Here is a 12,618-nt window from a genome sequence, read left to right on the forward strand (position 1 = left end):
TCTGATCGGTACCCTCGTCGACCATCGTCTCCGAAAGGTACCCGGCTGCACTCGGATACGCTCGAAATCACCTGTCCGTGAACGTGTCTGACTCGACCCACCTATCTGGTCGGTTCCAGCAAGGCCACATCGGGTCACGCGACGAACTATCGGAACCGAATTCGAAGCGGGCGTCGACGTCGGCGGTCTGCTACACGTCCGCGCCGAGGTACCGAGCTCACAATCTCAGCCACCGGGGCGGCGTGTAGTGTTCCGCGCCGACGAAGCTTCCCAGCGCCGGGATCTCGTCTTCCAGCTGCTTGATCTTGGCGGCTTCGTATTCGTCGGCCCCGCCGTAGGTCGTCGCCGCCGCGACGATCGCTTCTCCGGATCGGGTGAGGTCATCACGGACATCGGCGAGCAGGCCCGTGAACATCCCCGCCGCCTCGTTGAATTTCCCCACTGCCCTTGGAAACTGGGCCTGCGCACCGTCGATGTGTGCTGCCGAACAGACCTTTGTGCCAAAGTCATAGTTGTCGGCAGCTGACGGCAGCGAGCGGTACCCGGCGTAGTACAGCTCGGTGAGATCGACGACGACTGCGTCTTTCTCGCTGTGATCGCCCTGCTTGAACGTCAGCTGGCGATACGCCGACGGGTCCAGGTGCGGGTTCTGGATCCGGGCGAATGTATCGCCGAACGGCCCCGACGACCCGAGATCGGTTTCCAAGGCCCCGGCGACCCTCTCGTCGAGGTCGGACATATTCTTGTCGAGCCGGTCGAGCGATATCCCCGCATTGACGACGAGCCCGGCTGCTGACATGGAAAAGCCCACGCCGATATGCAGATCGTGGGATGGCATCTTCGATGCGGCGATAAAACCGCCCGCCGCCCCGACAGCAGCCAGCACCGCATCGAACAACACGCTTTCGGGCAAGGTGAGCGCCCGGAACAACGCGACGGTGTCGGCAACTATCGCGGCGAATCCGGCCTGTTCCTTGAACCCCTCCCCCTTCTCACCCGGCAGCGGCCCCGGAGGGGCACCTCCGCCGAGGCGGTTGATCAGATCTTCGCAGATCCAGACGACCGATTCCTTGGCAAGCTCGACCGCGCTGTCCAGCGACTTCGCACCCATCGCCATTTCTCGCGCGCAGAGGCTGTGTACCGCCGCGGTTCGCTTGAACGGATCCAAGAAATTGTGATAAAACGACTCCGCCCCGCCGCCTTGCCAATGTCCGATGTCGATCAGTCTCGATACTCTTTCGACATCGCCCGAGGCCCGTGCAACAGTGCAATACACCGAGCTACCCGTCGGTGATTCCCACCGATCCGACTCCCCGGCGAACTGATCGGCCACGGGACTGAGATCGTTTCCATCCAACGAGTAGTAGCTGCGAAATCGACTGACGAGGGTCGACAGCTTCTCATTGAGAGCTGTCAATGCCTCTTGCTCCCATTTCGCGTAGGCCGGGTTCGTTGGATCGCTTAATGATTCGGCCCGGCACGCACTGTCGGCCGCTTGCCAGAGCTTCGCGAGCAACGGTTCCAACTCGCCCTGTAGTGACATTCCCATCGCGGAGACCCTCACGTCTTGTGCGTGGAGGTGGTAGGCACGTTTGATAATTGCGATACTGCACGGCTGATTATCGTGCGGCGGCCCCCCGTTCGCACGTACTGATCGATGATCGAGATATTACCTTCGAGAACACGACAAGGATACGATGCGCCGAGCCCACAGTTGTCTTGTCTTGCACATGATCTACCTACCGAGACTTCTAGATCGGTTTTGCATTGGATGTTCCAATTGTCAACCGCAGCAGCGAGTTCGGCGGACAGGGTGCTGGATAACAGATCCGCCAGAAGACCTGCGCCGCACCGATGGCCTCGCCGACGCCCCGCCGCCCGGTCCGACACCGAGCTGGTCAGCCATGGTCGAGTTGTTCACCAGCACCGTCGCCGACCTCGAACGAGCGTGCGGGCCAATCCGGCGGTGACTGCATCGCGGTCACGCCGCAGTCCGCTCGAATAGGCGCAAGGACGGCAAGCCGGGCGCGGAGCTCAGCCGAATCGCCTACGCAGGCTTAAACATTCGCGTGCTTCCTGGCGGCCTTCTTTGTTTCCTTTTTCGCCCGCTTCTTGATTGGCTCAACGAATGCCGGAACGGCCGGCTTGTTCGAAGCCGGTGCCGCCGCTTGCGGAGTGGCCCGCGCTGCCCGGTACGCGGCGACAACGTCGGCCGATATCCGGCCACGGCTCGACACACGATGGCCATTCTCGCTCGCCCACGCACGGATGGCTGCGACCTGACCTGCGCCCGATGCGGTGCGCGTCCGAGAGTTACCCGCTCGAGAACCTGCCCGCCCCGTCTTTCGCGCCTTGTCCGCCCACGGATCAACAGCAGCCCGGAGCTTGTTGGCGTTCGCATACGACAGGTCGATTTCATACAGCCGACCATCGAAACCGAAAATCACCGTTTCATCGGCCGCGGAGCCGTCCACATCGTCGATTAACGCCTCGATAATTTGCCTTGCCATTCTGATTCCCTTCGATGAATGCGGGCCAAGTAAACGAAGACGCTAGCATTGGTCCGTAGCATGACTGCGCCCCGGGCGCAGCTGAGTGTCTTTTCGAGTCAGCGTCGATCACCGAAAGATGGCGACGCCCCGGATTCGATGAGTGGATACGATTACGTTTCACCGGAGATGCCGGGCGGCTGCACGGAATGCCTCGGCTCGTCGAGCAATCCCGATACCCGGTGCGGCGAAACGTCTGGCCGCTGTCGCGACTGGCCGGACCTTGCCGCCGCGCCAACGAGTCGCCGACTGGACCGTCCGGTCAGACCGTGCGATCGCCTACCGCGTACGTCCATGTGTGTACAGATGCACGTTCGCAGCAATCACCGATGACGGATAGGGCGGGTAGACCCGATACCTCCCACATCATCGGACCTACCGTACCTGGCAGAACAGTGATTCGTAGAAGTCCGGCCGGTCTGCGATGACGATGAATGCCAGCCCCAATATTGTTCAACCCGTTATCAAACAAGGCCATTTCATTTACTCACTCAAATGAAATACACACTCTCGCAGCATAATTCAATGCTCATACGCTCACCGCGCCGCTACTCGAAGCGGTATTCTGCAGAGGCGATTCGGTTTACGCCACGCCTTAGGTTGGGGGAGTCGTCGTGGATCGGTTACCGGTGATCGACAATCGTGATCTTGCGGTACGCCTTTCGGCACCGTTGGAACGTTGGGGGTGGGAATTCTCCATCCCCTACCCCGCCACGCCGAGCCACGCTCTCCTGCAGCGCCCTACGTGGGTGGAATACCCGCCCTCGAAGCCGGTACAGCGGTTCGCCAGACAGACACGTCGGGGACCCATGATCGTGGCCGCCGGGTCCGCAGTCTCGATCTGGGCTACCGGAATGGCAGTCGCATGGGGCTTATCATTTTGGCCGGTATTACTGCCGGCGGGGTTATTGGTCTCGGCGAGCTGGTATGCGCAAGCCGCGATTCGCCACGCCGCGGCGCGTCGGACTTTCGAGGCCGGCCGGGCAATTGAGCTGGCCAAATACGAACACGCGCTGACCGAGTGGACCGCCTGGGCGGCTGAGCATGATCGTCGAGAACAACAGCGGGTGTCGGCGGCGCAGTTGTGGCATCCGCTGCGTCTGGGCCGTGCGACGCGGCGAGTGGAGGTATTCGGCGGAAGCCCCGACGGGTGGGCGAGTCTGCTGACCACCCTGGGGATGTCGCTGCTGGCCGCAGGCGAGTCGATGCTCGTGCTGGATTTCACCGAACACAGTGTCGGGTTCGAGCTGGCCGGTTTCGCGAGCCAGCGAACATTCCCGGTCCGCGTGGTCGAGTTGCCCACCGGCGGTGTGGGTTTGCTCGACGGGTTGTCTGCGGCGCAGGTCGGCGAGATGATCGCCGAAGCGTTGGAGGGGCTGCGCGGTGGTCGGGACCCGGCGACGGTGCGCGGGTTACATGCAGAGTTGATCGAATTGGTGGCCGGTCGTTTGACTACGCCCGTGACGTTCGAACGCATTGCGGCCGGGGTGCGATTGTTGCGGCGGGTGTACGACACCGAGACCGAAACAGTGTTGTCAGGCTCGGAGATTCGCCGTATCAACGACGCGGTCGACGCGGTGGGCTCTGCGGAATCCGCACGCGAGGAGCTGCGATTCCTGTCGGGTCTATTGGGTCTGCTCACCGAGGCTCCTGGTCTTCCGGTGGAGCCGGTTTTGTTGTGGCCGAGGTCGGGACTGAATGTGGTCGCCACCGTCGACGGGCATGGGCGACGCAAAGATCTGTTGGACCAGTTGCTGTTTCACCGGGTGTTGCACGATCTCCGGGGCGGCCAGGCAGGCTCCGGTGGGGGCGTATTGGTCGTTGCCGGTGCTGATCGCATGAGATTGGACGCGATTGAAGCGTTGGGTCGCCAAGCTCAGCGACGCGGGGTTCGGCTTGTGCTGATGGTCGAACATTTGCGTGGCGAGCTGGCACAACTGCTCGGCGGGGCCGAAGCTGCCACGATCATGATGCGGTTGGGCAACGCCACCGAGGCCTCAGCCGCCGCTGATTTCGTGGGTCGCGGCTACCGGTTCGTATTGTCGCAATTGACCGAGCAGATCGGGCACAGTTTCACCGACGGCGTCTCGGATACAAGCGGCGACTCGTTTACCGCTACTCATACCGACGGCTACTCCGGCGCCTCGGCGAACACCTCGGAATCTTCGTCTCGGGCGTTGACCTGGTCGAGCACAACCAGTTGGTCGGGGTCGGAATCAACCTCGACCGGACGCACCTATTCACGCGGGTACGAGTATGCGATGGAGCCGACAACCTTCCAATCGCTGCCGCCGACTGCATTCGTGCTGGTGGAAAACCGTCCAGGTGCAAGACGGGTGGTCACCGGAGACTGCAATCCCGGGATCGCAATGCTCGACCGGGTCGCTGCGCAACCGCTCAGATATCCGAGGGGGCCGTGATGAGCATGCTGTCCGGATTCCTTTTCCACCAATTGCTTACAACACCGGCGCCTCCTGCCGCCGACCCACCCAGCGATCGGGCCGTCAGCAGTGGGCGGGTGGCGTTGTTCGCCGCGTTGACCGCCGCGCACGCCGAACTCCTCGGCACCACCGCACAAGCAGGACTGGTGGTGGCTTGGGAACGCCCAGCCGGCCAGCGCCGCATTCGTGTCGTGTTCGGCGGCAACCCGCGTTTCCCACCAGCCTCACCTGCAGGCAAGCCGATGGGGGTGATGTACCCACCGGGAAGCACCGCCCGCGCGCTGGATTCGGCCGCCTTGATCCGAGAATGGCACGACGTACCGGTATGGACTCGATGCACTGGCCACCCCGACTCACTATGGGCCGATAGCCAAGGCACCGCACCAGGACGGGGCTGTTTCGAGGACTACGTCGCGCATCTGCCTGGGGAATTTGTGTGGCTGGTGCACGCGCAGCCATTATCGGCAGCGGCGGTGGACGCCGAGTTGGCTGGACTGGAAGTTCAGTTGCCGCGACTTCGGGCCAGGGAAAACTCGGAACCAGACCGAATCGCATTGAGGCGCGGGGAATTCCGATACCGCGAGCTCGCCCGCGCCCGGTCCCCTGGCATGTGGGCCGTCCATATCTTGGTCGGCGCGCCCACCGAGCACGCTGTCGCGCGGGCGGCCGGGTTGTTGTGCAGCGCAGCCGATCTCGATGATCTGCCCTATACCTTGGCCCCGCACCCCGATAATGGATCTCTGCCGACGGTATGGGAAACCACCATCGACGCCGGGGGTTTCGGGTCACCCTTCACGGCGAGCACCGAACTGCTGGCCGCATTGGCACGCCCGCCCACCCGTGAACTCCCCGGGATCCGCGTCGTTGAACCGGTTTCCTTCGACGTCACTCCCGAACACGACGGAGACATCGATCTCGGTGAGATCCTGGACAACACCGATGGCCGAGTCGGTCGGTTCCTGGTCGGGCGCGACACCCTTAACCGGCACGGGTTCGTCGCCGGAGCCACTGGCTCAGGGAAGTCACAAACTGTGCGTCACCTGCTGGCAGGCCTGCACAAGATAGCAGTGCCGTGGCTGGTGATCGAACCTGCCAAAGCCGAATACGCGGGCATGGCCGGTCGAATCAACGCGCCGGTCACCGTGATCCGGCCCGGCGACCCCGACGCGGTACCAGTCGGGCTCAACCCCCTCGAACCCGAACCTGGATTCCCGCTCCAAACCCACATCGATCTCGTACGCGCATTGTTCTTGGCGGCCTTCGATGCGGTCGAGCCGTTCCCCCAGGTCCTCGCGCATGCATTGACCCGTTGTTACACCGATCTGGGCTGGGACACCGTCATTGGAGACACCTGTCTCGGCACCATCACGCCCCGCTATCCGAATTTGACCGACCTGCAATCGGCCGCGTTGTCTGTCGTCGAGGGTATCGGGTACGGCCGCGAAATCACCGACAACGTCCGCGGATTCATCGACGTTCGCCTCAGCTCGCTGCGGCTGGGTACCCCAGGCAGGTTCTTCCAAGGTGGTTACCGCCTCGATCTCGCCCGCCTGTTACGCACCAACGCAGTGCTGGAGATCGAAGATATCGGCAACGACGCCGACAAAGCGTTTTTCATCGGCGTGGTCCTGATCCGTATCTTCGAGCACCTGCGTGTTCACCACAGCAATGACTGCGGCGAGTTGACCCATGTACTTGTCGTCGAGGAAGCGCACAGGCTGCTGCGCCGTGCCGAACCCGGTACCCCAGCAGCGCACGCGGTGGAGTTGTTCGCTGCACTGCTGGCCGAGATCCGCGCCTACGGCGCAGGCATCATCGTCGCCGAACAGATCCCGACCAAGATCTCCCCCGACATTGTCAAGAACACTGCCCTCAAAATCGTGCACCGCCTGCCCGCCACCGAGGACCGCGACTTCGTCGGCGCCACCATGAACCTCGACCCCACCGGATCTCGCCATGTCGTATCGCTACCTCCCGGGCGAGCGATCGTATTCACCGACGGCATGGATCGGCCCCTGCGCATCGACATCCCCCTCGGGCAGGCCCGCGAAGCACGTATGGCGACAACGATAATCGCCCTCTCACCCGAACCCGATCAGCCACCACTGTTGCTACGGGAACTTCATCACGCCCACCGTCTCGCGGATGACCCGCACCTGACGCTGTGGACAGAACTCCTACTTCTCGCACACCTTGTCGGACGTCCCTCGCCCGATCCTGCTCCTGGGTGGCTCACACATCTGATCACCACCTATCCACCACCGATTCTGCTCGAAGCTATCGGATTCCGAATACGCACCAGTATCGACAACCGCTACACCGGACTCACCGCATACTTCCAGCCCGAGCACCTCGCTGACCACCTGGCCAGCACCGCCATCAACGTCATGAACGGCGCTGGCAAACCGTGCTCAGGCGATGAAACCTGTTGGCAGGCAGGACGTTACCGGTGGACTGATGTCGAAGCAGCGCTGCGTGAACCCCAACCACACGCCGAGCAGCCCCATCCCGACACTGGCAAGTGGGAACGGCGTGGGCTCGTACTGGCGGGCACGACGCCGGCCGACCAGCTCGATGCGCTGCACAGGCATCCCGATACCTGGACCGACCGGCGCATCGTGACCGGCTTCGACGACCAGACACTGCTGGCCGTCACGATTTCGCGACTCAGTCGCGCCGGCACTGCCGAAGCACGGTTCCGCGAAGCCAGCAGGCACCTGCGGCTGAACACGCTATGGCCACTGGCATTGGTTGACACCGACGATGGCATCGCAGAGGAGCTGCGATGAGTTTCGACGCCCCCACCGACCGCATCCACCACCCTGCCGCCGATCACCCTGAACCTGAGCAATCGAACACGTCAATACGGCTCGATGCCAGCGGTAGCGACGATGCCGCGCGACCGATTGCCGATGAAACAGGATGCGACTCTGCTGGCGGGTCGAGTGGCGGCGATCGCCACACCGAACGCGGTCTCAGCCCGATCGGTGCCCCACCCGGGACCGAACCGCGCTCAGACAGCGAGCGAATGACATTCATCGAGCGTCTGCGTCCGCGCTCTGCAACCGGGGGCAGTCCGAACGTAGCCGAATCCGGTGACGATGCCGACCCGACCGACCCGGAACGGATGATGGCGCTCGAAAGGCGGCCGGCACCAACACCGTCGCCGAGTCCGGCAGCCAGCGAAACATCCGACGACAAGATGGACAAGCTGCCCCGCGGACCCGACAACGACAACCGAGCAGACGTCGATGCTTCAACATCAGGTGCCGAAACGACCACCACCGATGTCGCGGCCGACAGCCGCCTCGTCGAAACCCCTCGACCACAAGACATCACCTCGCGGCAGGCAATTCACGAAGCGTGCACAAGATGGGGAGTGGATAGCGCCGAAGGCATCGCCGCAGTACAGCGCGCCTACGATGTCGTGAAAGACAAGGTCGCGCCCTTCCTCGTCAAGCATATGACGAAATTGGTCGACGACTGCAACGCGGAAATAGCGATAGACCCCGATCATCTGTACGCCTTCCTAGGTCGTGACGCCTACCCCTTGGCGGCCGTCGTCGGCACACTCGACCCCGATTTGTATATCAAACACTGTGTCCCATTGCCGGTGACACGGCTGATGCTCGAACCGGCCCTTCAGGACGATGAAGTCAACGCGGGCAAGACATTCCACATCGACGAGTTCCGCAAGTACAAGAACGCCGTATCCGCAGCCGACATCGTCGGAGCGAAGGTCGCCCTCACCGAGCACCTGGAGAACAACCTTATGCCGGTCACCGAACCGGGCCATACCATTACCGTCGTCGACACCAGCCGCAAAGGCTCCAGCCAGGAGGGCCTGGCGGCGCTCTATCCCGACACCAACTGGCGCGGCCGCTATCTGTTTTTCGAACAATCGCCCGCAGACCCGCACCCAGACACCAAAACCGGTTATGCATTACATATTGATGCCCCCGACGCCACCGGTCAGCCGGGCACCCAGCAGGCTCCCGAAGATCGCGAGAAACTTCCGGAAGATCGCGACCAGACCTTCGCCCACCCCGATGCGATTCTGGCCATCGAGGATCTCCTCCACGGCCCTTGGTCTTCGCCGCGGTTCGACGACGATGGTCAACCCTTCCAACAGCCGGAGGTGCCCCCGGTCCATGAGCTCAACCCCCTCGACATCTCCCCGGCTTTTCAGGATCCCGCGACCCGGCTCGGCGCCGCCGAGGCCATGGTGATCGCGGTCAGAGACCGCGCCTACGAGGCCATACGACAGCGCGATGCAGGCGACGACTGGCATATAGAACTGAACGAGAAGGCCGAAGAACTCGTCGATGAATTGCGACGTTGGATATCCGGCGGCGAGATCCACCCCGACCTGGCCGAGGTCCTTGGTTCGTTTGCCAGGCGAATCGACCGCCCGCACATCGCCGAGCTGCGATCCGCGCTCAGCAGAAGCGACCTCGACGCCGCCGAGACCGACGCGGTGTGGCGGGGCTACCAGCAACTCGACTCGCTCGACGGAAAGCGAGCTTATGTCGCCGACATTCAAACAAAACATGGAACAGCCGCGAGAGGAGAAGAACATTGACCGAAGGTGAGCGGATCGAGTCCGCGGCCCAAACCTGGGCCGCGATCAGTGATCACGCTGAACGGTACCGCGACCGCGGATTCGGGCTTACTGCGGACAAATTGCACGCTGGCGGCCCGCCACCACGATCGCTGCGCGGAACTCCGGTCATCATCGACACAGACATCGGCGGCGATCCCGACGACGCGATCGCACTGATCTGCGCCGCGATCGCCGTCCCAGAATTGGCATTGGTGATCACCAGCGACGAACACGACGGTGGGCGTGCTCGATTCGCTCGATACCTGCTCGACTTGCTTGATCGGCGCGACATACCCGTCATCAGCGGTGCACAACTCAACGACACGCGCTATTGGGTGGTCGCGGACCTCGTCCCCGATGAGATCCCCACGCAATCCGACGATGTCGGGCAAGCGGTGAACGCATTGTGCGCCAGAACCGGCGGTCCTGTCCGCTGGGTCGGTATGGGCCCGTTGACCAACCTTGCGAATGTATTGACCAACGATCCGCAGTTGGCCGACCAGTTGTTCATCACCCAGACCGGCGGAGCTATCAACTACCGCGACCCCAGTCGCGCCAGCCACAACTTCCGCCTCGACCCCAAGGCCGCGATAACCGTTGTCAACGCCGCGACAAATCTGCACCTGGTGATCTCCGACGTCACGACCAATGACGCGATCGCGATCCGGTCCGGCGACGACATCTATCGTCACCTGTGCACACCGAACGCACCCGCATGGGCCACCGTGCTGCGACAGCATCTAGACCGCTGGTACACCACCTTTCACCCATTCACCCACCAACATGACCCCCTTACCCTGACCGCAGCACTCCGACTGCCCTTCGTCACCTTCACCCGCCGACACCGGTTCAGAATCGAAGACGACGCCCGAATGTTCCTCGACCCCAACGGCCACAGCACCTGGACAGCAACGAACGCCGACTACCCCGCGTTCCTCACCTGGCTCAACAAACAACTCGCCTGGTAGCTCGCCAGCGCCGAACGGATCGGACCGCCGTCAGCCGCGTGCGATCGCGCAGCTGTCGACCGGCACGGCCATGATCACCTGTCGGACCAGGCCGAGCGCAGCCCGCACCGCGGCATCACCGTGTCGGTGACCGAGCTGCTCGTACAGCACCGGATCCACCAGATGACCACCGAGGATGATCGTCTCGGCTGCCGGACGCCGCTCCTGCCAATAGCGCTGGGCCGCACCGCCGGTGAATGCCAACGGGATCACCGGAATGCGATAGTTCTCAGCAATCCGAGCCTCGTCTCGGGTACCTGCGCCACCTGCGAACAACACGACCACCTTGCAGTCACGCAGCATCCGGTGTCGCTTGTCTTCCTGCGTCCTGCCGTATGCGACGAGGTGGCCGGGATAGTCCTTCTCGATCGACCTATCCTTCACCGTTCGCGCGTACTGCGTGACGCGATCGCTGTCCACCACCATTCCCCTGTCCGACAGCGCATCCAGCATGGCGCGGCCAACCCGCTGCCCCGCAGCGGCATAGCCCGAAACAAGCCTGATCGGCAGCTCAGCCAACCCCCGGCCGAGCGCATCGGCATCGGCATCCAATCCGCGATCGTCGTAGTCGCCGGCGATACACAATCGAGGCAGACTTCTCGCCCCTCCACCGAACTCCATGGCGAGCGCCATCGCCACATCGTGCAGCACCCCCGACCGGCGGTCCTTATACATATCCGGAGAGACCCAATCCTTGGCCAGCACTGCCATGCGTTGGCCCACGTTCTTGCTGTAGAACTCGGGCCTCGTGGCCAACGCTGCCTCAGCGACGCGCCGACGGATCGGATCATGGATCGCTTCGACGATCAATACCACGGTCGCCACCACATCCCCCGCCAACTGTTGGCGATAGCCCGCGTCCGAAAGCCTTGCCACATCACCCAACTCGCGCAGCACCGCCAGAGCTGACTGTTCGCTGCTCGACAAGGCGATCGGCGTGAACTCCCGAACTCTGCGAGCGTAGTTCTCCAGCGCCACACAGAGCTGTTCGACGGACTCTGAGATTTCCATGGGCTCCATCATTGCCGGGCTCAGTGGGAGCAACATCCTTTGATTCGCCAATTCCCCCAACATTGCCACCATGTTTCCTGCCTCGACCACCAAAGCGACCCCTGCTTTCGGTAGCCGGCCATTCGTAATGTCGTCATCGCGCACCAGCGTGACCCCAGAGATCCACGCTTCTCCAGCCATGGAATCGACCATCACATCCAGTCTGATCCCCGGCTGCCTGGGCACCGACGACAACCTCACGACCCATCGCCCGTAGCAACACGCATGCGCCGATGGCGCTGTCCATGACGCTCGAGCCGCGCAGGAAAGGCACTGCACCACATGACATCCGACGGAGCCACCGATCCTGGAACCTCGCGCAGATACCGCACCATCCTGGCCGATCCGCCGTGGGGCTTCGCTGAATATGAGCTCCTGAACTCACCTCGCTACCACGGTCCGGTGACCTTGCACCAGCTCAAGGCGCTACCAGTGAGCAAACTCGCCCAATCTGATGCTTACCTGTGGATGTGGTGCACCACCGTGACGCTGCGGGCCGCCTACGAGGTGCTGGAGGCTTGGGAATTCGCTCCTCGTGCGCCGCTGACATGGATCAAACCCTGTCCCGGGCTCGACACTCATCTCCGCAGCAGGACCGAACATCTGATCCTCGGTACCCGCGGCAATGCAGAGGTGAACGACCACGGACAACCTGTGTGGATGTTCGCTCCCGTTCACGATCACCAACACCGATCCGACGAGGAATACGCAGTCATCGAACGCGTCTCGACCGGCCCGTACCTGGAACTGTTTGCCAGCAGGTCCCGATGCGGCTGGGATGCCTGGCGAGGCCAGATTTCATCAGGTGTCGAACGGTGCGACGACTACCCGCGCGTCGCCGGGCTGCGGCAAGTCACCTGTGGGACGCGCTGACTCACGCCTGCGAGGCCAAACCTCAAGTGAATGAATATTCTGCTGTTGCAGGGCTTCTACCTGGATCTTGACGTCAATTGGCGCTCGAAGGACGG

The 12,618-nt window shown here is 62.7% G+C and carries 7 protein-coding genes and 1 pseudogene; 5 read left to right on the top strand and 3 right to left on the bottom strand.

What is annotated here, in order from left to right; all coding sequences use genetic code 11:
• Positions 1-217 precede the first annotated feature (217 nt).
• Positions 218-1,549: a hypothetical protein gene (locus ABZ942_RS42150; RefSeq protein ID WP_357391884.1), complete on the bottom strand. Its 1,332-nt coding sequence runs from the start codon at positions 1,547-1,549 to the stop codon at positions 218-220.
• 634 nt (positions 1,550-2,183) lie between these two features.
• Positions 2,184-2,510, bottom strand: a pseudogene (locus tag ABZ942_RS42155) (Lsr2 family protein); the annotation flags it as partial.
• A 1,391-nt stretch (positions 2,511-3,901) separates the two neighbouring features.
• Between ABZ942_RS42155 and ABZ942_RS42160 the strand changes: the two are divergent.
• The 4 genes from ABZ942_RS42160 to ABZ942_RS42175 are packed head-to-tail and all read left to right on the top strand — an operon-like array spanning position 3,902 to position 10,561.
• Entirely contained in the window at positions 3,902-4,969 is a 1,068-nt protein-coding gene (locus ABZ942_RS42160; RefSeq protein ID WP_357391885.1) for a hypothetical protein, read from the top strand.
• The gene (locus tag ABZ942_RS42165) at positions 4,969-7,779 is read left to right on the top strand and encodes an ATP-binding protein (protein WP_357391886.1); all 2,811 of its coding nucleotides are present in this window, start codon (positions 4,969-4,971) and stop codon (positions 7,777-7,779) included. Before ABZ942_RS42160 ends, ABZ942_RS42165 begins: the two co-directional genes overlap by 1 nt.
• Positions 7,776-9,572 (top strand): hypothetical protein, encoded by a 1,797-nt coding sequence (locus tag ABZ942_RS42170; protein ID WP_357391887.1) that lies wholly within the window; start codon positions 7,776-7,778, stop codon positions 9,570-9,572. The genes ABZ942_RS42165 and ABZ942_RS42170 overlap by 4 nt, the downstream gene beginning before the upstream one ends.
• On the top strand, positions 9,569-10,561 hold the full coding sequence (locus ABZ942_RS42175) for a nucleoside hydrolase (protein WP_357391888.1): 993 nt from the start codon (positions 9,569-9,571) through the stop codon (positions 10,559-10,561). The genes ABZ942_RS42170 and ABZ942_RS42175 overlap by 4 nt, the downstream gene beginning before the upstream one ends.
• A gap of 30 nt (positions 10,562-10,591) precedes the next feature.
• On the opposite strand, the gene ABZ942_RS42180 is transcribed toward ABZ942_RS42175, so the two are convergent.
• On the bottom strand, positions 10,592-11,803 hold the full coding sequence (locus ABZ942_RS42180; protein WP_357391889.1) for a hypothetical protein: 1,212 nt from the start codon (positions 11,801-11,803) through the stop codon (positions 10,592-10,594).
• A gap of 129 nt (positions 11,804-11,932) precedes the next feature.
• On the opposite strand from ABZ942_RS42180, the gene ABZ942_RS42185 reads away from it, so the two are divergent.
• A complete protein-coding gene (locus ABZ942_RS42185) occupies positions 11,933-12,523 on the top strand; it encodes an MT-A70 family methyltransferase (RefSeq protein ID WP_357391890.1) in 591 nt (196 codons plus the stop codon).
• The last annotated feature ends 95 nt before the right edge of the window (positions 12,524-12,618 follow it).

Origin of the sequence: Nocardia sp. NPDC046473 (assembly GCF_040645995.1) — a bacterium.
Lineage (GTDB): Bacteria > Actinomycetota > Actinomycetes > Mycobacteriales > Mycobacteriaceae > Nocardia.